Origin of the sequence: Dermatophilus congolensis (assembly GCF_900447215.1) — a bacterium.
In the GTDB taxonomy this organism is placed as follows: Bacteria; Actinomycetota; Actinomycetes; order Actinomycetales; family Dermatophilaceae; genus Dermatophilus; species Dermatophilus congolensis_A.
The window spans coordinates 2,025,893-2,048,205 of the sequence record NZ_UFYA01000001.1 but is presented as its reverse complement, the minus strand read 5'-3'; the positions used below and the strand labels follow the sequence as shown (position 1 = coordinate 2,048,205).

General features: G+C 61.5%; 17 protein-coding genes. 2 read left to right on the top strand and 15 right to left on the bottom strand.

The window, feature by feature from the left end; translation table 11 throughout:
• Positions 1–58 precede the first annotated feature (58 nt).
• Positions 59–376 (top strand): hypothetical protein, encoded by a 318-nt coding sequence (locus tag DXZ77_RS08980; RefSeq protein ID WP_115031533.1) that lies wholly within the window; start codon positions 59–61, stop codon positions 374–376.
• Positions 377–397: 21 nt separating this feature from the next.
• Here DXZ77_RS08980 and DXZ77_RS08975 read toward each other — a convergent pair whose 3' ends face one another.
• The 4 genes from DXZ77_RS08975 to DXZ77_RS08960 all read right to left on the bottom strand — a co-directional run bounded on the left by DXZ77_RS08975 (position 398) and on the right by DXZ77_RS08960 (position 5,353).
• Positions 398–2,677: a heavy metal translocating P-type ATPase gene (locus DXZ77_RS08975; RefSeq protein WP_258553241.1), complete on the bottom strand. Its 2,280-nt coding sequence runs from the start codon at positions 2,675–2,677 to the stop codon at positions 398–400.
• 99 nt (positions 2,678–2,776) lie between these two features.
• Positions 2,777–2,995: a heavy-metal-associated domain-containing protein gene (locus tag DXZ77_RS08970; RefSeq protein WP_115031531.1), complete on the bottom strand. Its 219-nt coding sequence runs from the start codon at positions 2,993–2,995 to the stop codon at positions 2,777–2,779.
• A 160-nt stretch (positions 2,996–3,155) separates the two neighbouring features.
• A complete protein-coding gene (purB, locus tag DXZ77_RS08965) occupies positions 3,156–4,577 on the bottom strand; it encodes an adenylosuccinate lyase (RefSeq protein ID WP_115031529.1) in 1,422 nt (473 codons plus the stop codon).
• Positions 4,578–4,636: 59 nt separating this feature from the next.
• Positions 4,637–5,353, bottom strand: a complete 717-nt coding sequence (locus DXZ77_RS08960) for a DUF4282 domain-containing protein (protein WP_115031527.1) — start codon at positions 5,351–5,353, stop codon at positions 4,637–4,639.
• 169 nt (positions 5,354–5,522) lie between these two features.
• Here DXZ77_RS08960 and DXZ77_RS08955 point away from each other — a divergent pair, with 169 nt between their 5' ends.
• Positions 5,523–7,157 (top strand): alpha/beta fold hydrolase, encoded by a 1,635-nt coding sequence (locus DXZ77_RS08955; RefSeq protein ID WP_115031525.1) that lies wholly within the window; start codon positions 5,523–5,525, stop codon positions 7,155–7,157.
• A 9-nt stretch (positions 7,158–7,166) separates the two neighbouring features.
• On the opposite strand, the gene cydC is transcribed toward DXZ77_RS08955, so the two are convergent.
• The 11 genes from cydC to DXZ77_RS08905 form a co-directional block, all read right to left on the bottom strand.
• Positions 7,167–8,840 (bottom strand): thiol reductant ABC exporter subunit CydC, encoded by a 1,674-nt coding sequence (cydC, locus tag DXZ77_RS08950; protein ID WP_115031523.1) that lies wholly within the window; start codon positions 8,838–8,840, stop codon positions 7,167–7,169.
• Positions 8,837–10,432, bottom strand: a complete 1,596-nt coding sequence (gene cydD, locus DXZ77_RS08945; protein WP_115031521.1) for a thiol reductant ABC exporter subunit CydD — start codon at positions 10,430–10,432, stop codon at positions 8,837–8,839. The genes cydC and cydD overlap by 4 nt, the downstream gene beginning before the upstream one ends.
• A gap of 139 nt (positions 10,433–10,571) precedes the next feature.
• Positions 10,572–11,600: a cytochrome d ubiquinol oxidase subunit II gene (gene cydB, locus DXZ77_RS08940; protein ID WP_115031519.1), complete on the bottom strand. Its 1,029-nt coding sequence runs from the start codon at positions 11,598–11,600 to the stop codon at positions 10,572–10,574.
• Positions 11,601–11,619: 19 nt separating this feature from the next.
• On the bottom strand, positions 11,620–13,074 hold the full coding sequence (locus tag DXZ77_RS08935) for a cytochrome ubiquinol oxidase subunit I (protein ID WP_115031517.1): 1,455 nt from the start codon (positions 13,072–13,074) through the stop codon (positions 11,620–11,622).
• A 429-nt stretch (positions 13,075–13,503) separates the two neighbouring features.
• A complete protein-coding gene (locus tag DXZ77_RS12475; protein WP_258553240.1) occupies positions 13,504–13,785 on the bottom strand; it encodes an FHA domain-containing protein in 282 nt (93 codons plus the stop codon).
• Between the two features lie 590 nt (positions 13,786–14,375).
• Positions 14,376–15,653: a VWA domain-containing protein gene (locus DXZ77_RS08925; protein WP_115031513.1), complete on the bottom strand. Its 1,278-nt coding sequence runs from the start codon at positions 15,651–15,653 to the stop codon at positions 14,376–14,378.
• Between the two features lie 70 nt (positions 15,654–15,723).
• On the bottom strand, positions 15,724–16,773 hold the full coding sequence (locus DXZ77_RS08920) for a PP2C family protein-serine/threonine phosphatase (RefSeq protein ID WP_115032824.1): 1,050 nt from the start codon (positions 16,771–16,773) through the stop codon (positions 15,724–15,726).
• Positions 16,758–18,941, bottom strand: a complete 2,184-nt coding sequence (locus DXZ77_RS08915) for a serine/threonine-protein kinase (RefSeq protein WP_115031511.1) — start codon at positions 18,939–18,941, stop codon at positions 16,758–16,760. Before DXZ77_RS08915 ends, DXZ77_RS08920 begins: the two co-directional genes overlap by 16 nt.
• Complete coding sequence (locus DXZ77_RS08910; protein WP_115031509.1) at positions 18,938–20,080, bottom strand: hypothetical protein; 1,143 nt, start codon at positions 20,078–20,080, stop codon at positions 18,938–18,940. The genes DXZ77_RS08915 and DXZ77_RS08910 overlap by 4 nt, the downstream gene beginning before the upstream one ends.
• Positions 20,077–20,901, bottom strand: coding sequence for a hypothetical protein (locus DXZ77_RS12080; protein ID WP_181816091.1), 825 nt, complete (start codon positions 20,899–20,901; stop codon positions 20,077–20,079). Before DXZ77_RS12080 ends, DXZ77_RS08910 begins: the two co-directional genes overlap by 4 nt.
• Positions 20,898–22,310, bottom strand: a complete 1,413-nt coding sequence (locus DXZ77_RS08905) for an AAA family ATPase (protein ID WP_258553239.1) — start codon at positions 22,308–22,310, stop codon at positions 20,898–20,900. The genes DXZ77_RS12080 and DXZ77_RS08905 overlap by 4 nt, the downstream gene beginning before the upstream one ends.
• Positions 22,311–22,313: the final 3 nt, after the last annotated feature.

Here is a 22,313-nt window from a genome sequence, read left to right as displayed (position 1 = left end):
TCGTTTTCCCATAACCACCGCACCTGCTCCCCGGGGCAGAAAAGTGAAGGAAAACGACATGAAAGTTCTCCCCATCGTCGCCGGATGCCTCACCGCAGCCGCCCTGGCAACAACAATCACCATGACCGCCCCCACACCCCACACCCCCGCAGAAACCCCCACCACAACAACTGAAAACACCCCACCCCACCCCAACGAAAAAACACCCCTCCCTCAAAAACCCGCATTCACCTCCGCGCCCTCCCTAGGAACCGTCGAGGAATATCTCTCCCGCTCCGTTGAAGAAAACGCCCAACTCATCTCACAACTCTCAAAAGAGCAACGCGAAGCCCTCAATAAAGAAATTGATCAACAAAACGCAAAAAACGCCAAATAAACACCCCACCCCACACCAGAACTACGCCACAACCGCCTCCCGCTCACGCGCATAAGCACGCAACCGCAGCGAATTCATCACCACAATCACACTCGACGCAGCCATCGCCCCACCAGCAAACATCGGGTCCAACTCACCAAACGCAGCCAACGGAATACCCACCACGTTATACGCGAACGCCCAAAACAAATTCTGCTTAATAATCATCAACGTTCGCCGCGACAAACCAATCGCATCAGCCACCGCAGCAACCTCTGTGCGCATCAGCACAATATCGGCCGACTCCCGCGCAACATCAGTGCCCGACCCCATCGCCAAACCCAAATCAGCCTGCGCCAACGCCGCCGCATCATTAACACCATCACCCACCATCGCGACAACCTTGCCCTGCCGCTGCAACCGCTGCACCACCGCATGCTTCTGCTCCGGACGCACCCCCGCAATCACATTACTTGAGGCAATCCCCGCCTCAGCCGCAACCGACTTCGCCGTGAACTCGTTATCACCAGTCAGCAGATACGTCTCCAAACCCAACTCATGCAACCGATCCACACCCGCAGGCGTACTCACCCGCATCTCATCAGTGACCGTCACCGTCGCACGAGCCTTACCACCCCACCCCACAAACACTGTCGTGCCAGCCACCCCAGCACCCACATCAGCTAACTCATCTGGCACCACATCAAACAAATCAGGCTTACCAACCAGCACCTCCGTGCCCTTGATAACCGCCCGCGCACCCGCACCCGGCAATGCCGTGAAATCACAAGCCGCCACCGGAGAAACCCCACGCTCCTTAGCCGCCTCCACAATCGCCACCGCAACCGGATGCTCGCTACCAGCCTCCACCGACGCCGCAGCCTGCAACGCAGCCGTCTTCGTCAACTTCCCTGCAGTCTCCACAGCCGTCACATGCATCGACCCAGACGTCACCGTCCCGGTCTTATCCAACACGACCGTATCCACCGCACGCGTGCTCTCCAGAATCTCTGGCCCCTTAATCAACACCCCCATCTCCGCGCCACGCCCCGTACCTACCAACAACGCCGTCGGTGTCGCCAAACCCAACGCACACGGACACGCAATCACCAACACCGACACCGCAGCCTGCAACGCCTCCGTAAACAGGTGCCCCGTACCAAGCCACCCCAACAACGTCACAACCGCAATCACCAATACTGCCGGCACAAACACTGACGACACCCGATCAGCAAGACGCTGAACCGGAGCCTTACCCGTCTGAGCCCGCTCCACCAAACGCGTAATCGCCGCCAACGTTGTCTCCGACCCCACCCGCGTAGCCCGCACAACCAACGTGCCCGAGGTATTCAACGTCCCACCCGTCACCTCATCACCACCAACCACATCAACCGGCATCGACTCACCCGTCACCAACGAGGCATCCACCGCACTACGTCCATCAACCACCACACCATCGGTGGCGACCTTCTCACCCGGGCGCACCCGGAACAACATCCCCGGCTTCAACTCAGCCACCCCCGCACGCCGCTCGGCATAACTGCCCGCCCCATCAGGAACCAACAGCGAAACCTCACACGCACCCAACTCCAACAACGACCGCAGCGCAGACTGGCCACGATGCTTGGCCTTCTGCTCCACCGACCTACCCACCAACAAAAATGCCGTCACCACCGCAGCAGTCTCAAAATACATATGCTGCGTTCCGCCCGAGAGCGTCGCCACAAACGACCACCAAAACGCCGCACTAATACCAATCGACACCAACGTGTCCATCGTCGTCCCACCATGACGGGCATTAACCACCGCCGAACGATGGAACGGGAACGCCGCCCAGAAATACACCGGCGCCGTCAACAACAACTCCATCCACGGGCGCACCCCACCCAACGCCGCCATCACCGGCGGCACCATCGCAATCACCACCACCGGAATCGCCAACACCAACGCAACCACCGCACGCGTCTGCATCGACGGCTCCACAAACAACCGCTTCCACACACTGCCACCGGGGGCAATCAACATGCCCGCCGAAACATCAACGGGCGTGCCCTGGCCCACACCAGAAAAATCACCCACCTGGCCATCAGCATCCCCAGAAAGCAAAGTCGCTGAATAACCAGTTTTCTCCACTACCTCAATCAGCTCCTCCACCGTCACGCCCTCACCAAACGTGACATGAGCCCTCTCCGTAGCGAGGTTTACCGAAGCCTCAACCCCATCAAGCTTGTTCAGTTTGCGCTCCACGCGAGAGCTACACGACGCGCACGTCATCCCTGCGATGGCGAACTCCGCCTCCCTGGGAGTGGTCTCGACAGACACGGGCGATTCCTTTCTCACTGTTCAGGGGTTGCGTTTACAGAACACACACGGCCAGAGACACCCATGCCCTGCCGCGGCGCCCGCGTGGAGAGCAGCACGTCAGAACGACACCGAATAATCCCCGGCCTCAGCCACCGCCGCGCGCACTGCACTCTCATCAAGAGGGCCCTCATGCGTGATCTTCACCGACGAATCACCACCAGCAACCAAAACAATATCCACCCCGCTGATGTTCTCCACCTCCAGCAACTCACTCGTCACTGCCGACGTGCAATGGCCACACGTCATACCCGAAATCGTGATGTCAGTGCTGTTCATCAAAACTCCATTCACAGGTCGACTACAACGACACCGTATACCCCAAGGGGGTATCAGTCTAGGAGCCTGCATATACGCCAGAAGCGGGCCCGCACAACGCAAAGCCCGCCTCAAGCAATCTACGAGCGAGACCTACCCCACTCACCAAAACCTATGCCGCTCAGGACAAATAGTCACTAACCAGCTGCGGCGCCAACCCCACATACTTCTCCGGAGTCAACTCCAACAACTGCGTCTCCGCCTCAGCAGGCAACCCCAACCCCTTCACAAAAACCGCGATCTCCTGCGCACCCACCCGATGCCCACGCGTCAACTCCTTCAACCGCTCATACGGATTCTCCATACCCGCAGTACCCGCAGCAGCCAACGCCCGCATCACCGTCTGAATCGGCTCAGCCAGAACCTCCCAGTTAGCGTCAAGATCAGCCAACATCGCTTCCGGAACCGCATCCAAACCATTCAAACCGCGAAGCACATTATCCAAAGCCAAAACACTGTGCCCCAACGCAGAACCAATATTGCGCTGCATCGACGAATCCGTCAGATCCCGCTGCAAACGCGACTCAATCAACGTTGAACTCAACACATTAAGAAGAGAATTCGACACCTCAAGATTCGCCTCAGCATTCTCAAAACGAATCGGATTCACCTTATGAGGCATCGTCGAAGAACCCACCGTCCCCTGACCACGCACCTGCGCGAAATACCCCTTCGAAATGTACGTCCACACATCCACACACGCCGCATGCAGAATCGTGTTAAAACGCGCCACATCGTCATACAGCTCAGACTGCCAATCATGCGACTCGATCTGCGTCGTCAACGGATTCCAGGTCAACCCCAAAACACCCTCAACAAACGAACGCGAAACCTTCGGCCAATCAGCCCCCGGCACCGCAGTCACATGCGCCCCATACGTACCCGTAGCGCCATTCAACTTACCCAAATACTCCGTCGCCTCAATACGACGCAACTGACGACGAAGACGATGCGCAGTAACCGCGATCTCCTTACCCATCGTCGTCGGCGTAGCCGGCTGACCATGCGTATGCGCCAACAACGGCTGATCCGACAACCCATCAGCAAGAGAAGCCAACAAGTCCACCAACTCATTAGCCTTCGGCAACCACACATTCGACATGGCACCACGAACCATCAACGCATAACACAAGTTATTGATGTCTTCACTCGTGCAACAGAAATGCACAAGCTCACCCAACCGGGCCGCCTCATCAGCGCCACCTTCCAAAATCTCCGGAAGCCGACGCTTAATGAAATACTCCACCGCCTTCACATCATGAACAGTCTCACGCTCAATCTCACCCAACTCCGCAATATCCACCGCGGAGAACTCATCAACCAGAGCGCGCAAACCATCACGTTCTCCCGCACTCAACTCACGAGTACCCGGAACAATACGATCAGCAAGTAAATGAATAAACCACTCCACCTCAACCTGCACCCGCGTGCGGTTCAATGCCGCCTCCGACAGGTAGTCAACCAAAGGCGCAACGGCAGGACGGTAACGACCGTCAAGAGCTCCAAGAGCAATGGGCGGGGTGATCGAGGCCAACGACTGCATACGCACATCCTGCCATGTACACGCACCCCCAACCGATGCCAATCACCGTCACACCCCCACTACCGCTCCTTTCTCGAAGCTACCCACGCCGCGACGTCAGCCACATTGCAGAAAAACTCCAACACCAACCTCATCAACGCCCCACCTAAAACCACCATCGCCAACCCCACCACAACCGTCACACCCGTACCCAAAAGACCACTCCCCGAAGCCGCAGCATCCATCGCAGACACATACACACTCACTACAAAAACACTCACCAACACCACCAACGCCGCCACATACACCACCGGCGCCAAAGCACGCGTCGAACGCACCTGAAAAGACAAATCTGCCAACGCCCACACACCAGCCTCATCACCCGCCGGCACCGACTCCTCAACCGGAACCGACACACCAGAACGCTGACCACCAACACCCTTCCCATACACAAACGGATCAGCCCGCGGACGCAACCACCCCGACGACGCATTCACACCCCACCCATCACCACCAGAAGGCAACGGTGCACCACTCAAATGCCACAACGTCGCCCCATCAGAGACCCCCCGACCCTCAGCTCCACTAGGCTCAACCACCACATCACCCTCCCCACCAGGAGCAGAACCCGACACCTCCACAGCACCAGGGGCAGCCCAACCCGAAGCCTCAACACCACCCTCAGACACCGAAGACGAAGCCGACACACCCTTACTTGCCCCCGAAACATCTGAAACCGAACCCAACGACACACCACGCTGCGAACGAGCCTTCTCACCCTCAGACGAAACAGCCATCAGGACCTCCCAACACACAACGACAAACCCAACAACACAACGCAACTACCAACAACAGCCAACAACCAAAACGTCAGCAACCAAACCCCCCCCAAAAAAACAGTGGGTATATACAAAGCTACGAGCCGTACACAACCCAAAACAACAACGCACACCCCAAGGAGGTGACATGCCCACCCCGCCCAAAAACCACACCACACTCACCGCCGCACTCATCGCCACCACACTCACCACCCCCATCCTCGCACCCAACTCACCCCCAAACCACTACACACCCACCACCGCCCACCCCACCACCTGGAACCACTACACCACCCAACAACCCAACTGGAACCCCAACAACTGCACACCCACCACCACCCAACCCACCACCAACAACCTCCACATCGAATGCGCCAACATTCACGCCCCCCTCGACCACACCAACCTCGCCAAAGGCCCCATCACCATCCACCTCACCCGCGTCCGCAGCACCCAACCCCCACCACCCCCTAACCACACCCGCACTCCCACCGAACTGCTCAACCACCCCACACCCCCCAAACGCACCCTCATCGTCAACCCCGGAGGCCCCGGCGCACCCGCCGCATGGCTCGCCCCAGCCCTAGCCGCAAAACACCCCAACCTCCTCACCACCCACGACATCATCGCCATCGACCCCCGCGGCAGCGACAACAGCACCCCCATCCACTGCCCCACCATCGACGACGGCTACACCGAACTACGCAACGCAACACCCACCCAAATCACCGACATGCAAAAAGCCGTCCGCACCACCGTCCACCTCTGCAACCAACAACAGGGCCACCTCCTCCCACACCTATCCACCACCGCCACCGCACACGACATCGACCTCACCCGACGCATCCTCAACACACCCACCATCGACTTCTACGGCATCTCCGCCGGAACCTGGCTCGGCGCCACCTACGCACGCCTACACCCCCTCACCACCGGCCGATTCATCCTCGATGGCAACACCCAATTCACCACCACCTGGCGCAACAGCTTCGCCCAACAACCCCACGGCTTCCAACGCCGCCTCGAACAACAATTCCTCCCCTGGCTCGCCCGCCACCACACCACCTACCACCTCGGCAACACCCCCCACGCCACTAAAACCACCTACACAACCATCCGCACAGCCATTGCCAACGGACACATCCCCAACACCACCGCCCGCGCCTTCGACCAACAAACCATCACCAACCTCTACTCCAACGAAGGCTTCCTCAACCTCGCCCAACAACTCACCAAACTCAAACAACACACACAAAAAACACCCCCCACCCCCATCCCTAGCCCACCCCCACACCCCACCCAACGACCAGCCACCCCCGAAGACACCCTCTACAACGCCATCCAATGCAACGACACACCCCACCACGACAACGAAAACTCCTACGCACACGAAGGACAGACCCTCGGCCGCGCCTACCCCCTCATCGGCTGGGAATGGCTCACTAACCCCTGCGCCTACTGGCCAACCACCCCCAACCCCACCCCAAACACACCCCTACCACCCCTACTCATGATCCAAGCCGAACTCGACCCAGCCACCCCCCTCGAAGGAGCCCTCGCCGCCCACCGCGCCGAACCAGCCACCCGCATGATCGGCATCGAAGACGAAGGAAGCCACGGGACCTACCTACAAGGCAACCCCTGCGCCACACCCCTCATCAACACCTATCTCACCACCGGCAAACTCCCCGAGGCCGACATTGTTTGTCCAGGAACCCCCCTACCCAACGAAAACCGCCTCTATCCCGTCCGTGGCGACCTCCACAACGACCTCACCCCCTAACCCCCGGAGCTACACCCCAGAACCCTGCACCGGCACCGACCCCAACTCCAACTGTGCATCAGCCTCAGCAACACCCTCACTCCTATGCGAAACAAGAACCACGGTCTGATCTTTCTGAGCAGCACGAACATCAGCAAGAACAGCCACCGCAGTCGGATGATCGAGATGAGCCGTCGGCTCATCAAGCAGCAACAACGCACGCCCTGAAGCCAACGCGCGAGCAATACCTAAACGAGTACGCTCCCCACCAGAAACACCCTGACCACCAGCGCCAAGACGCGTATCAAGTCCCTCAGGAAGCCCCTCAAACCACCCACCAAGCCCAGCCCGACGCAACGCATCAACAAGCACCACATCATCAGCACCCGGGCACGTGAAACGAAGGTTCTCACGCAAAGTGCTAGCCAAAATATGGGTCTCATCGTCAACAACAGCGATAGCCGCACGCGTTGTCGTTAAAGGCAGCCCAAGAACATCCGCACCGTCTTGCAAATACACACCAGACGAAGGATCCAAATGACGAGCCAGAACCGCTAAAAAAGTAGATTTACCAGAGCCATTTGGACCGGTGATAGCAAGAAAAGTACCCGGAGAAATAGAAGTCGTCAGCGCAGGCAATGCCGTGCGCTTGCCATCCCAACTCGCGGTGAGATCACGGACTGCCAACGAAATACCTGCCACATCACGTACAGGCGCCGCAGGTTCCTCGTGGCTGATTCCTGCCTTCTCAGCTGCCAACGCAGTTTCTTCTGCGGCAACAGCCGGGGTTTGGTTCAAAATCACCCCGAGGCGAGCTCGGGCGGCTTGTGCTCGGGCAAGAGCACCCATCGCATCGGGAATGGCCCCCACCGCTTCACCCAAAGCGATAGGGATCAATACCAACAGCGCCGCTACAGGTGTAGGCAGGCCCCGATCGATGTAAGGCGTAACCACTTGCGCCATAGCGATAGCCCCAGCGACCGTGATGACGGGGGCAAAACAAGCCCCCACTGCACGACCAGCTGCCTGGGCCTGCAGTGCGAATGTGAGGCGGTCTTCGGCTTGCCGTAAGCGGGCGAGCATCGCGCCGGTACCGCCGATGGCGGTGAGCTGATCGGCGTGGGTGGTGATGGTGGTAGCTAGCTCATAGACGCGGGCGCGAGCTGCGACAACAGAACCTTGGGTGCGTTTTTCGATGAGGTGATCCAGGAAGCCGACGAGGGCACACGCAACCACAGTTCCCACGACCACAGCAGCAGCGGAAAAAAGAAACACAGCGCCCACCAGCGCAGCGACAGCTCCAGTGACGAGTAACGACACAATGGGCACCACGACGCGGATCTGCGCCATCACGACGTCATCAAGATCCTCAACGATGCTGGCGAGGATGTCGCCTCGGCCACGTCGTCCTAGGCGCGCGGGGGTCAGTGGTATGAGAGCTCGATACGCGCGGGTGCGTTCTTCGGCAAGCTGAGCCAAAGCGGCGTCATGACTACGGATGCGTTCGACGTATCGCAAGAGCGGACGGGCGATACCGAATGCACGCACAAGCACGATGACGGCCAGGAGAGTGAGGATGGGAGGCTTAAAAGACGCAGCCACGATGAGCCACCCAGAAGCGGCAGACAGCGCGAGCCCGCTGCTGAGGGCGAGACCACCAGTGAATGCTGCTCCGGTGATACCGGGGACAATACGGCGGTTCATGGTGTTTTCTCCGTGGTGGCCGGGGTGATGTCGAGAGTGTGCTGGGCCAGGTTTACGAGCCCATCACGGTGAGTGACAGCGATAACGATGCGATCTGCGGCGAGGCTGAGGATGGCGTCGTGGGCGTGTTTTTCGGCGGTCGCGTCGAGATGGGCGGTGGGTTCGTCAAGCAGGATTAGCGGCGCGGTGGATAGCAGAGCTCGGGCTAGGGCAATTCGGGCGCGTTGTCCGGCGGACAGCCCGAAGCCGTCATCACCGATAGTGGTGTCCAGGCCGCAGGGGAGTGAGCTGAGTAGGTCTGCGAGTCCGACAGTGTGTAGAGCTGTGTGTAGGTCATTGTCGCTGGTGATCGGTGGGGTGCCAAGAAGCAGGTTGTCGCGCAGGCTTGCGTTGATGAGGAAAGGGCGTTGGGTGACTAGATGCGCTGGTGGGGCGGTTACGGTGCCGCTGGTGGGACGGCGCAGTCCTGCGAGCAGTTCGAGCAGGGTGGTTTTTCCTGCGCCGCTGGGGCCGGTGATGACGGTCAGGCCGGTGGGGAAAGTGGCGGAAATGTTGCTGACAGCGGGGCGTAGGTGTGGAGCGTACCGGTAGGTGAGGGTGTCGGTGTGGGCAGCGGTGGGGGTGTTGGTGGTGGGAGTGTCGGTGGTGTTGTCGATGAGGTGAGCGATGGTCTCGAGGGCTTTGGCGCCATCAGCGGCGTTGTGGAATTCGGTTCCGACGCGGCGGATGGGCCAGTAAGCCTCAGGGGCGAGTTGGATGAGTGGAAGAGCGACGGCTAGCTCCATGCGTCCGTCGGCCAGGGCGATGCCGGTCCAGACGGCGACGATGGCCACGGAGAGGGTGGCAAGTAGTTCAAGGGCGGCGGAGGAGAGGAAGGCAATTTTGAGGGTCGCGATGGTGGCGCGGCGATTGTTGTGGCTGACGGTTGAGATGACGTCGGCTTGGCGGTGGGCGCGGCCGTAGGTGACCAGGGTGGGCAGCCCTCGCATGACGTCGAGGAAGTGTCCTGAGAGGCGGGAGAGAGTGGTCAGGCGTGCGTTGGTGGCTTCGGCGGTGGCGGCGCCGATGAGGGCGGCGAAAAGGGGCAGGAGGGGGAGGGTGAGGATCGGTATGAGGGCGGTTTGCCAGTCGAGCCAGAGCATGGCAGCGATGGTGGCTGCGGGCAGGATTGTGGCGTTGACCAGTGCGGGTAGGTAACGCGCTACGTAGGGTTCGATAGCGGTGACGCCATTGGTGGAGTGTAGGAGCGCGGTGGCTGGATCGGGCCGGTCGTCGGCGGGTTGAGCGAGCAGTGTGGTCAGGAGACGGTCGCGTAGATGGGTGGAGGCGGTGGATCCGGCGTGTGCTGCGAGTAGTTCGGTGGCGCCGGTGGCTAGGCCACGGGTGGCGAAGGCTAGGGCTACCCATAGTGAGGCGGTGCCGATATCGCTCCAGCTGTTGTGGTCGCGGACGACGGCGAGGATGAGCCCGGCGACGGTGAGCGCTTGGGCGATGGCGGCGAGGCCGTTGATGAGGCCGAGGAGGATGAGGCCGAGGATGGGGCCACGGACGGCGGGTGCCAGTCGTAGCAGGCGTGGGTCGAGGGGGCGCATCCGCAGTTCCTTCTCCGGCGTGGTGGTGGACTGGGGTGTTGGGGGGGGAGTATGTGTGGAATCGGCGGTTGGTTGATGTGTCTGAGGCCCGCTTCGCCTGTGTAGGACAGGTGGAGCGGGCCTCAGGGCTAGATGGTGCTCAGTAGGTTGCTGCGTGTTCGGGTATGTGCGCGGTGGTGATGCGCTTACGGAACACCCAGTATGTCCAGGCTTGGTAGGCCAAGACAATGGGCACGAAGAGTACCGCTGCTCCGGTCATGATGACCAGGGTGTAGTGGGAGCTGGCGGCTTTGGCAGCTGTGATGGACCACTCTGGGTTGAGGGTTGAGGGCATCACGTCGGGGAACAGCGCGACGAACAGGCTGGCAACGGCCGTGAGGGTGGTGATGGTGGTGCCGATGAATGCCCAGCCTTCGCGACCTTTGAAGTTGCAGGCGAGTGCGGCGACAAGGGCGAGTGCGGCGACCACGGTCAGAGCCCAGGAGGCGGCGTTGCCGGTGTTGAGGTTGGTCCAGGACAGGAAAATGACTGCTAGGACTGCGGTGGCGATGCCGGTTTTGGTTGCTAGTGCGCGGGCATCGTGGCGGATCTGTCCGTCGGTTTTGAGGGAGACGAAGATCGCTCCGTGGGTGAGGAACAGGGCCAGGGTGGTGAGGCCGCCGATGATTCCTAGTGGGTTGAGCAGGGTGAATAGGTTGCCTGTGTACTCCATGTTTTCGTCGATGGGGGTGCCGTTGACGATGTTGGCGAAGGCGACCCCCCACAGGAATGCCGGGACGAAGGAACCGATGGTGATGCCTAGATCCCAGTTGCGGCGCCAGGTGTCGGTGGAGCCTTTGCCGCGGTATTCGAAGCCGAGGTTACGGATGATCAGGGCTACGAGGATGAGCAACAGGGCAAGGTAGAAGCCGCTGAACAGGGTGGCGTACCAGTGGGGGAATGCGGCGAAGGTGGCGCCTCCGGCGGTGAGGAGCCATACCTCATTGCCGTCCCAGTGGGGGCCGATGGTGGTCAGGAGGACGCGTTTGCGGCGTTCGGTGTCGGCTTCGTCTTCGCCTTTGCTGAGGAAGGGAAGGAGCATGCCGACGCCGAAGTCGAAGCCTTCGAGGACGAAGTAGCCGATCCATAGGACGGCGATGAGGATGAACCAGAGTGTCGAGAGTTCCATGGCGCTTTCTCCGTGCCTTTTAGTAGGCGAAGACGAGCTGGTCGTCGTCGTTGCGGTCGGTGATGGCGGCGGGTTCTCCGGCTGCTTCGGCGCCGAGTTTTGTGTATTTGAGGAACAGCTTGACCTCAATGACCGCGAGGGCTCCATAGAGGAGTGTGAAGACGGTCATCGAGATGAGAACGGATGTGGTGGTGACGCTGGGGGATACGGCTGACCCGGTGGTCATGAGTCCGTAGACGGCCCATGGTTGGCGGCCGATTTCGGTGAAGAGCCAGCCGAAGGAGTTAGCGAATAGGGGAGATAGGGGCATCAGAACTGCGGCCCAGACCCACAGGCTGTGCGCGAAGGTGTTCGGCTTGGCTTTGTTTCGGGTTGCCCAGAGCACGACGAGGGAGAAGGAGGTGCCGACGAAGCCCAGCCCCATCATGAGGCGGAAGGTCCAGTAGGTGACGGGGACGTAGGGCGAGTAGCTGCCGTTGGGCGGTGTGGTGATTTTGTTGCCGCTGTACTTGTTCTCCATCTCTGCTTGGAGGTTGTGGATGCCTTGGATTTGGGCGTTGAAGTCGCCTTTGCCGAGGTAAGACAGCAGTCCGGGGACCTGGATCCAGTGTGTGGCGTTCATGCCGGACAGGTCGCCGGTGCTGAACACGGAGAAGGGGGCATGGGATTCGGTTTCGTAGAGGGCTTCGGCCGCGGCCATTTTCATGGGCTGGACGTCGGTCATAACTTTGCCTTGCAGGTCGCCGGTGATCATGACGCCCAGGGAGGCTACGAGGGTGATGACGGCGCCGATGCGGGCTGCGCGGCGGTAGAGGCCTGTGTCGCGGTTGCTGTTGGCTTCGACTGTGTGGCGGTGCAGGTGGTAGATGCATACGCCCATGACGACGGCTCCGCCGGTCATGTAGGCGGCGAAGATGACGTGGGGAAAGGTGACGAGTTGGACTTTGTTGAGGAGGACTGCCAGGAAGTCGGTGAGTTCAGCCCGGTGTGTTTCGGGGTTGAAGCGGTAGCCGACGGGGTGCTGCATGAACGAGTTGGCGGCGAGGATGAAGAATGCGGACATCATTGTGCCGATGTGGACGAGCCACATGGATAGGGCGTGGATCTTTTCGGGGATGCGGCCCCAGCCGAAGATCCATAGCCCGATGAAGGTGGATTCGAGGAAGAAGGTCAGGAGTGCCTCGAATGCAAGGGGCGCACCAAAGATGTCACCGACGAATCGGGAGTAGTCCGACCAGTTCATGCCGAATTGGAATTCCTGCACGATGCCAGTGACTAGGCCCAGGCCGAAGTTGATCAGGAAGAGTTTCCCGAAGAACTTGGTGAGTTTGTACCACTGGGGGTTGTGCGTGCGTACCCAGGCAGTGTGGAACGCGGCCACGATTCCGGACATGCCGATCGTGATCGGTACGAATAGGAAGTGGTAGACGGTGGTGATCGCGAACTGCCATCTCGCGAGGTCGAGTACGTCCATGCCGGCTCTTTCTCTTCGGGTGCCTGAACGGCGACATCGCGCGGGCCGGAGTTCGGCGGCGCTTGACGCGTGTTCTTGCGTATTGTTCGGCAATCGCCTGACGTGGGTGAGCCTCATTGGGGTGTACTGGACAAGTGTCATGACACATATGGGGTTTGTGTTGATACGCAGGTGAATCTACGTATGGACAGCATTCAGCTCGTTGGGTTGTTACCACATTGAAACCAACGTCTAAAACGCCTGTCCTACAAGCATTTAAGAGAGCGTTTTAGAGGGTGGGGTAGCGCTGGCGGGGTGAATGTCCATAGGGCACGCGAGGGTCTGTTGTCTCCAAAAACACAGAATGTGAAACGCGTCACTTGACAGTTGCAGCGCATATTTATGAGGGGTTGTGGGTATCGTGAAGCGTTCTGATCCTCAGGACAGATCTCACTCCGTGGACGTAGCAGGGCGCACGACAATCCGGGTCCACGCTCCCAGCCACACACGATCGTCAGCATCGATCTCGATTTTCTGGCCCGTGGGGATGGGGCTTTGCGGGGGGGTACTGGTGGCGTCGCCAACGAAAGTACCGTTGGCTGAGTCGAGGTCTTCAAGCCACCATCGTCTGCCGTCAGTGGTGAGTCTGGCGTGAGAGCGACTGACGGCTGTGTCGACGCCGCAGTCAATCTCTGGGTGGATTCCACGTGAGGCGGAGGTGCGTCCGATCATCGCGGTGGTGTTGCGCAGCGGGACGATTGTTGGCGGACCCGGGGATGGGGCTACTCCTTCGCCTTCTTGCAGAGCAAACCAGGCCGGGTCAACCCAAACCTCGGCAACCCAGTCGCTGCGGCGTGGTGCAGGTTGGGTGTTCGGGGGGCGGAAGGCTGGGCGGCGGGCATGCGTGGTGGGTTCGGGGTCAGGCGGTGATGGCCAGGGAGACTGGGGCGTGAGCTGTCCAGGTGCTGATGGTGGTTGCGGCGCTGTTGGCGAGGGAAGTGTTGGTTCTGATGCGGCCTCGCAAGCCCCCGGTGGTTGTGCAACAGAAACAGGCGAGGGTGCTGCTGGTGTGTTTTCTGCCTGGGGCAGCGTAGTTGGTAATGAGCCTGTAGTGAAGTCGTAGCCGCAGTGTTTGCAGAAGAAATCGGCGGCATGGTTGCTGGTTTTGCAATGGGGACATGTGACGGCCTGCGGTGCGCTGCACGTGGTGGGGGCAGTAGGTGGCGCAGCAGCTGTTGCTGATTGATGCACGACTCGCATAGGGCAGCCGCAAGTGTCGCAGTAGTCGGTGGAGACTGACTGATGGCCAGCTGGGCAGGAGGTCATTTTCTGACCCTGACGGTGCGGGTGGAGGCGGTGTCTAGTGCCATTTCGTCGAGCTTGTTGATGCTGCGTTTGAGACGCACTCGGCCGGTAGCCGCATCGTCGATATCGACCACGCGGGAAAGGCGTTCGGCTGCTGCGGCGTCGCCGGACTGTTCGGCGAGCTGCACTGCGCGGCCTAGGCGGGTGGCTGCAGTGTGGTCATCTCCGATGGATTTGGCTGCCAAGCCTTGCTGAATGGCGGTGGCCATCTCGGTTTGGCCGGTGTAGTGAGCGACTTCGGGGTTGATGTGAGTGGTGAGGGTGTTGTCGGCAGACCAGCGAGCTTTGACCAGCCCTTGGGCGGCGATGGCGCCACCGATGGCGATCTGGACGCGGGCGGCGAGTTGTTCGGCACCGATGGCTTTGGCAGGCAGACGGATGGCGACGTGGTAGTCGCGGTTTTCATCTCCCCAGGCACCGATGGGGTATTCGCCGGTGAGAGGGTTGATGCTTTCGCGTCGGTTGGTCAGTTCTTCTAGGGTTGGGGCGACTTGGCGTACGAACAGGACTTCTGCTCCTTGCGGGGCCCAGAGGCGTAGACGGGCGTCGGCGACTCCGCGGTTCATGGAGGTGCGCATGAGCTGTTCGAATTCGGTTGCCATGTCGTCGTGGTGGGGAATGAGATCGACGGTGCCCATGAGTGCGCTGGCTATACGTCGTAGTTCGTCAACGACCCAGGCTGCGCCGAGTCCTCGGGCATCGACTTGGAAACGTCCGCGTACTAGGTCGATGGCATGGGTGAGTTGTTCGGGGGTTTCGTGCTGGTTTTCGCCGTCGGTGAGTAGAAGCACGTGGCGTTGGGTCAGGGCTGGCACAGTATCGAACAGCTGCGCGGCGGCTAGGAGCCAGGTTCCCATGGCGGTGCCGCCGTCGGCGTAGAGACGGGTGAGTGATTGTTTGGCTGCGGCGCGGGTGGTGGGGGTCATTTGCACCATGGCAGCGCTGTGGCCGTCGGGGTAGCACAGGCGGGCTTGGTGGTTGCCTGCGACGATGGCGAACCAGACGCCGTCGAGGATTTGGTCGATGGCAGCTGCTGCGGCGATGCGTGCGGCGGCCACGCCGGTTTCTTCCATGGAGCCGGAGGTGTCAACGACAATGACTTCGCCGGCATCGCCGCTGCCGGTTTGTCCGGCTGCTCCTGCGTTGGCGCAGTTGACGGTGACGATGGCGTGGACATCGGTGCCGTGCTCGGGAAGGAATTCGTTTTGGTAGACGGTGCAAGTAAATTCAGCCACGGTGGTTCCTTCCTGGGCGGGTGAGGTGGGGCGAGTCCCGGCAGGGTGCTAGCGCCGGGATGGGTGGGTTTCAGCAGTCGATGCGGGCGAGGGCAACAGTGATGTTGTCGTGTCCGCCGTGTGCGTTTGCCCATGCCACGAGTGCTTCAGCGATCTGCACGGGTGAGGCGTCGTCGGAGAGTGTGTTGATGGCGTGGCGTAGGGCTGCGTGGATGTGGCGAGGTTCGGCCGCGTAGTTCCATAGTCCGTCGCTGCACACGATGAGCCAGCCGGAGGATTCGAGGGTGAAGTGGGTGACGGCGAGTTCGATGTCGGGTGCGTCGAGTCCGAGCCAGGCGGTGATGGTGTGGGCTTGGGGGCCGCGCATGGCTTCTTGGGGGGACATGCCTCGGCGAATTTGTTCGTTGGCGAAGGAGTCGTCGGTGGTGAGCAGGGTTGCTTCTTCTTCGTTGTCGTCGTTGATGTCGGGAAGCCAGTAGGCGCGGCTGTCGCCAATGGAGCTGGCTGCGACGTGGTTGCCTTCGACGACGATGGTGACCAAGGTGCAGGCGGGTTCGCCGACTTTGGGAATGTTGGATAGTTCAGGGGAGTCATCAATGTTGTGACTGATGGTGGCCACGGCGTCGGATGCGGCTTGGGCAGCATTGGTGAGTCGGTGTTCGAGTGTGTCAGTGAATGCGGCGTCGAGTCCGTCGACTCCAAGAGAGCTGGAGTTGCGGAGTACGTCGATGGCCGCGTTGACGGCTGCTTCGCTGGCTCGTTCGGATCTGCGTGCGGTGGATACGCCGTCGGCAACGACCATAGCGATGCGGCGGTTACCTTCGTCGTCGATGTGGCTCCAGGCGGCGACTGCGTCTTCGTTGGTGAGGTGTCGAATACCGCGGTCGCAGGCTCCTGCGACGCCGTTACCTGCGTCGATGGTGTAGTGCATGCGGTCGTCGGGTCGCGCGGTTCCGCAGGTGTTGCAGTATTCGTCCTCGTATGCGCCGTCGCATTCGTCACAGTCTTCTTGATCGAGGACAGGTAGGGGTTCAGTGGGCGCGCATCCGTCGAGGATGGGCATTTCGGTGTTTTCGTTTTCGGTGGTGTTGTCGTCTCGTTTGTTCAGATTAGGGTCCATGGACGTACCTCGTTAGCGGTGTCAATGAGTGCGGCGCGTTCGCGCTCGTCAGGTGTGAGGGTCGCCAGCCTACGGTAGGCATCCGATAAAGCGAGGCGGACTGCTCGTTTGGTTATGCGGATTCCGTCGAGGGTTTCTTTGGGTTTTTCTCCTGTGCTGGTGATGCGTTGGAGAGCTGTGTCGAAGAGGTGTACGCGGAATCGGGCGCGTTCGATGGGGGTGACGGGCAGGTTTTCGGTGCTGCGCCACGCGTGGTCGAGCGCGTCGTATCCGGGTGTGTGTGTCGATAGTTCGGCTCGTAGCCATTGAGCGCGTCCGTGGGCTGTGGTGCCTGGTGGGATGAGGTTGAGTGCGGCGATGGCGTGGTCGGGGTTGCCATCGCGGATGTGGGTGCGTGCGATACCGAATGCGGCTGCGGTGGTGTAGCTGGTGTCGGTGCGCAGGCAGGTGAGGTATTCGCGCCGGGCATTGGTGGTGTCGCTGTTGAGTTCGTGGGCCAGGGCTAGGCCCAGGTGTGGGGCGATTTCGCCGGGGTGCTGGTGGTAGACGCTGGTGAAGCTGTTGATGGCTTCTTGGAGGGCGCCTCGGTGGAGGGCGGAGAGGGCGTGGAGCCATAGTGCACGCCATTCCCAGGGGTCCGCGGCGAGGATTTCTTCGACGGTGGTGGTGATTTTGGTGTGGTCGTGGAGGCGGAGGTGTTCCCAGCCTTCGGCGAGCATGACTGCGGGGGTGCGGCGGGGGATGGTGCGTAGGGCGTTGAGGCGGTTCCAGGAGTCGGTGTCGGTGATAGAGGCGACGGCGGCGCGGGAGGGGTCGGTTTCGTCGGGGCGTAGGGCTGGTAGTTCCCACCAGGCGAGGGATTCGTTGGTGACTAGTGGGGAGTGGAAGAGGTTCGAGGGGGCGGATTGGGGTGCGGTGGTGGGGTTGTCGCAGTCGAGGACGGTCAGTCGTAGGACGCCGAGGAGTTGGGTGCGTAGTTCGTCGATGCTTTGGAAGCGGTCAGCAGGGTCGGGGGCGCAGGCTTTGGCGACGAGGCGGTAGAAAGGGTCGTTGTTGTTGAAGGCGGGTAGTTGGTCTTGTGGTGGGAGGGTTGTTGCGTAGGTGGTTTGGTAGCCGCGGAATTCGTTGGTGAGCACGGCGAGGGTTCGTCCGATGGTGTAGATGTCTGAGGCGATGGAGGGGCCTACGTCGGGGACTTCGGGGGCTTGGTAACCGATGGTGCCGTAGATGGGGGAGTCGAGGTCATCGATGGCGCGCATGCCGCCGAGGTCGATGAGTTTTACTTGGTCGCCGATGTGGATGAGGTTGTCGGGTTTGAAGTCGCAGTAGAGCATTCCTGCGTCGTGGAGGTAGGTGAATGCGGGCAGGATGCCGTGGATGTAGGCGAGGGCGTGTTCTACGGGTAGTGGGTTGTATGTGCCGCCTGCGTCGCGTAGGCGTTGTTTGAGGATGTCTTTGAGACTGGTGCCGGGGACGTGTTCCATGACGGTGTATCCGGCGTCGTTGTGGGTGACGACGTTGTAGACCTCGACGATGTGGGGGTGTTCGACGCGGGCGAGGAAGGCTTGTTCGGCTTCGGCGGCTGCTGCGGCGTCGGCGTCTTCGGCGTTGAGGAGGCCTTTGAGGACGACGGGGCGGTTGGAGACGTTGCGGTCGCGGGCGAGGTAGATCCAGCCGAGGCCGCCGTGGGCCAGGGGGCCGGTGATTTCGTATTGTCCGGCGACGATTTCGCCGGGGGTGAGTTTGGGGGTGAAGGAGTAGGGGGTGCCGCAGTTGGGGCAGGTGCCTTCGGGGTTGCCGGGCGTGTTGTCGTGGCTGCGTCCCACGGGGGTTTGGCAGGTGGAGCAGTGGCGTTTGTTTTCGGGGACGGTGGGGTTGGTGAGGATGTTGTCTTCGGGTGGGGTTGGTGGTGTTGTGGGTACGACGGTCAGGCCAGCGCCGAGTCCGGTGGTGCGGGTGTGTTGGGGGCGGACGCGGCGGCGGGTGGCGTTGTGACGTGCTGAGCCGAGGGTGACGATGGCGGCGCGTTCGTCGGGCAGGGCAGTGTTGGTGGTGTTTTCTGGTGGGGCTGGTGTGGTGGGTGTGTTGGGGGTGCCGCAGTAGTCGCAGTAGCCGTCGGTGTAGTGGCCGGGGCAGCTGGTGTTGGTGCAGGGGTAGGTGTCCGTCATCGGGAGCTTCCTTGCTGGGTGGTGCTGTCCTGGGTTGTGTAGGTGGTGGTGTAGGCGTCGATGGCGGCGGTGAGTGCGGCGATGCGAGTGGTGTCGGCGGGGTGTGTGGTGGTGGCGGTTTCGAGTGCAGTGAGAAGGGGGGTGAGGTCTTCGGTGGCGTGGGGGGTGGTGAGGGTTTGGGCTGTGTGTGCGGTGGTGGTGGCGTGGGTGAGGGTGTTTTGGTGGTGGCTTAGTGCGGTGGTGAAAGTGTTGCGGGCGTGTTCGAGTGCTTGGGCTACACGGTCGAGTTTCGCGGTGTAGTTAGCGAGTTCATTTGGTTCGGTTGGGGGTTCGCCGAGTGCGTTAGGGTCGGGGATGCCAAGGCGCGGTGGGGTGTTTAGGGCGTGGGCGGCCTGACTGGCTAGGGCGCGGATTTCGTTGGCGGTGGTGTTGAGTTCCTCGCGGCGGGCCAGGGCGGCGTTGTGGGCGTGTTTGGTGTTAGCGCGGGTGCCTGCGGCGACGATGAGGTTGCGTTCGGTCAGGGCGAGGTCGGTTTCGAGGGCGGGTAGCAGGCCGCCGACGTCGGCTCCGCGGCTGTATCGGTTGGTGATGTCGACGACGCGGCGGTCGAGGTTGATAAGGGTGTTTTGGGCGTCGCTGCGGTGCTGGGCGGGAATGAGGTGGACTTGGTCGCGGATGCGTTCAATGCAGGTGCGTAGTGCGTGGACGCGGTTGTGGTGTGCGGGGTTGGGGCCGTGGAGTCCGAGGTTGGCGCGTAGGGATGAGGCGAGGGTGTCGGAGAGCCGGCAGGCTTCGGGTAGGGATATGGCCAGGCTGTTGTTGGTGTGGTTGTCCTCGAGGGTTCCCCAGATGAGGCTGGTGATGTGAGTGCGTTGGGGTTCGGTGGCGCGGCCGTTGTCCCAGAGGGTGGTGATGGTGGTGTAGCGGGTGTGGATGGCTTGCCACAGGGTCATGGACAGGACGATGTCGCTGGTGAGGTGGTCGCTGCCGGGGGTTTTGAGTGCGGTGGCGTCGAGTTCGTCTAGTTCGGTGCGGCGGGTTTGGCACCAGTGGCCGAGGTCGTTGAGGTAGGTGAGTAATTCGGTGGCGGGTGTGTTGGTGCCTGGGGTGCCTGGTGGGGTGGGGGCGGTGGTGGTCATCGGTACTCCTGGGCGCGTTTGTTGATGCCTCTGGCGGTGAGGATTCCGGCTAGGATGCTGCCGGTGAGGGTGAGGGCGCCTGCGGCGAAGGTGGGTAGGGTGCCGGTGCCTAGGAGGTTGGTGGCGGTGATGCCGGTGCAGGTACTCAGGAGCACGATGCCGGTGAGGATGGGCAGGCTGATGAGGCGTTTGGTGGTGCGTGCCAGGGTGATGCCGGCGCCGGTGAGGGCGGTGAGGGCGGTGAGGGCGGTGAGGGCGTAGAGGCTGGTGGCGATGAGGGGGGTGGTGTTGTCGCTCATGGCAACTAGGGGGGTGGTGACGTCGTTGGTGAAGGTGGTGTCGGTGTCGGTGGTGGATGTGCCAGCGTTGACGGTGGCGATGTAGGTGGCGAGTTTGTGGGCGATGGTTTGGTAGGTGGGGGTGTCAGTGGTGGGGGCGCTGGCGGCTAGATGGGGGATGCGGGAGGCGAGGTCGGTGGCGGCGGCGGTGAAGTGGTTGCGTGCGGAGTGGGTGTCGGGGGAGATGCGTACTTGTTGGGCAGCGGTGGGCAGGGTTTGGGCGATGGTGGTGGCGTTGTTGAGGGCTTTGTTGTAAGTGGAGGTGCGTGGGGAGGCTAGGCCGAGTGCGCCCATGCCGACGATTCCGGTGAGGGTGCCGGTGGCGATGGCTGCCGCTGACCAGGTGCGTAGCCGGGCGCGGGTGTTGCGTCGTCGTGGTGTGGGTGTTGTTGGGCTGCTGGTGATGGTGTGTGTGGCTGGGGTTGTTGTTGCTGGCGTGGAGGTGGCGGGGGGTGTTGCTGTGGCGTGAAGGCTGGTGCTCATTGCGGGTTTTCGCCCTCCTGGGGTGTGGTGGTGGGGGCGGTGGTTTCTGGGCTGTGGTCGCGGTTTTCGATGTCGCTGCGTTCGAGGGTGCGTAGCTCTTCGGTGGTGGGGTCGGTGATGTTGGCCAGGCGTAGTGCATGGTGGCTGATGGCGTTTTCGAGGATGTTGCGGGCGAATCGTCCGTTACCGAAGGTGTGGTCGCGTGGGGTGGCGGCGAGGATTTCGCGGAAGCGTTGTTGAGCTTGGGGGGTGAGGTCGTAGTCCCAGTGAGTTGCTTGGGTGGTCAGGATGGAGACGATTTCGTCGTCGCTGTAGTCCTCGAAGGTGATGGTGGTGCGGAATCTGCTGGCTAGGCCGGGGTTGGTGTCGATGAATTCCTGCATGGGGCGGGGATATCCAGCGGCGATGACGACGAGTTCGTCGCGGTGGTCTTCCATTTCTTTGACGAGGGTGTCGATGGCTTCTTGCCCGTATTGGTCTCCGGCGAGGGTGTATGCCTCATCGATGAAGAGCACTCCTCCGTAGGCGGATTGGGCGATTTCGGCGGTTTTGGCAGCGGTTTGGCCTAGGTATCCGGCGACGAGTTCGGAGCGGTCAACTTCGATGAGCTGGCCTTGGGAGAGTAGTCCCAGGGCGTGGTAGATGCTGGCGACGAGGCGGGCGACGGTGGTTTTCCCGGTTCCGGGGTTGCCGACGAAGACGAGGTGGCGGGAAAGGGTTGCGGTTTTGAGTCCGGCGGCGCGGCGTTTGGCTTCTATTTCGAGGATGGCGCTTTGGCGGCGGATTTCGGTTTTGACGCTGGTTAGTCCGATGAGCTGGTCGAGTTCGGCCAGGAGTTCTTCGACGGTTTTGGTGGGTGTTGCGGTGGGCGTGTTTGGTAGGGGCGGGGTGGTGTTTTCGGGTGGGGGCGGGACAGGGGTAGTGGGCTGGTGAGGGGTGAGGTTGCTTAGGTCGAGGGCGTGAGAGGTGGGCCAAGTGGCTGTTCCGTTGGTGCTGGGGGCGCCGGTTGCGCTGGTTTGGGTGATGGCGGTTCGGGTTGCTTTTCCGGCGGCGGTGACGGGTGCTTCGGGTAGGGCTGCGCAGGTGGTGGCGATGTGGGCTAGGGCCTGGGCGTAAGCGCTGGCGTGTGGGGAGCAGGTGTGGATGAGGTGGGTCAGTAGGGGGGTGGGGGTGTGTTCGTGACGGCGCCCGTGGGTCGCGGCGGTGAAGAAGTCTGTCAAGGTGGCGCCGGTGGCGTCTTGCCAGGCGTTGTGGGCGCTGCTGGGGCGGCTGGTGGCCAGGGTGGCTGCAGCGATGGTGATGCCTTCGTTGCGGGCGGTGTCGGGGTTGATTCCGGCTCGTTGGGCCAGGTCGGTGAGGTTGGTGAGGGCCCGGGGGAGGTCGTGGGGGCTGGTGTGTGGTGAGTCCACGGG

Bases quoted from the DNA above. Each gene is read 5' to 3' on its own strand.
- DXZ77_RS08980 (WP_115031533.1), top strand. From the start codon at position 59: ATGAAAGTTCTCCCCATCGTCGCCGGATGCCTCACCGCAGCCGCCCTG.
- DXZ77_RS08970 (WP_115031531.1), bottom strand. From the start codon at position 2,995: ATGAACAGCACTGACATCACGATTTCGGGTATGACGTGTGGCCATTGC.
- purB (WP_115031529.1), bottom strand. From the start codon at position 4,577: ATGCAGTCGTTGGCCTCGATCACCCCGCCCATTGCTCTTGGAGCTCTT.
- DXZ77_RS08960 (WP_115031527.1), bottom strand. From the start codon at position 5,353: ATGGCTGTTTCGTCTGAGGGTGAGAAGGCTCGTTCGCAGCGTGGTGTG.
- DXZ77_RS08955 (WP_115031525.1), top strand. From the start codon at position 5,523: ATGCCCACCCCGCCCAAAAACCACACCACACTCACCGCCGCACTCATC.
- cydC (WP_115031523.1), bottom strand. From the start codon at position 8,840: ATGAACCGCCGTATTGTCCCCGGTATCACCGGAGCAGCATTCACTGGT.
- cydD (WP_115031521.1), bottom strand. From the start codon at position 10,432: ATGCGCCCCCTCGACCCACGCCTGCTACGACTGGCACCCGCCGTCCGT.
- cydB (WP_115031519.1), bottom strand. From the start codon at position 11,600: ATGGAACTCTCGACACTCTGGTTCATCCTCATCGCCGTCCTATGGATC.
- DXZ77_RS08935 (WP_115031517.1), bottom strand. From the start codon at position 13,074: ATGGACGTACTCGACCTCGCGAGATGGCAGTTCGCGATCACCACCGTC.
- DXZ77_RS12475 (WP_258553240.1), bottom strand. From the start codon at position 13,785: ATGATCGGACGCACCTCCGCCTCACGTGGAATCCACCCAGAGATTGAC.
- DXZ77_RS08920 (WP_115032824.1), bottom strand. From the start codon at position 16,773: ATGGACCCTAATCTGAACAAACGAGACGACAACACCACCGAAAACGAA.
- DXZ77_RS08915 (WP_115031511.1), bottom strand. From the start codon at position 18,941: ATGACGGACACCTACCCCTGCACCAACACCAGCTGCCCCGGCCACTAC.
- DXZ77_RS08910 (WP_115031509.1), bottom strand. From the start codon at position 20,080: ATGACCACCACCGCCCCCACCCCACCAGGCACCCCAGGCACCAACACA.
- DXZ77_RS12080 (WP_181816091.1), bottom strand. From the start codon at position 20,901: ATGAGCACCAGCCTTCACGCCACAGCAACACCCCCCGCCACCTCCACG.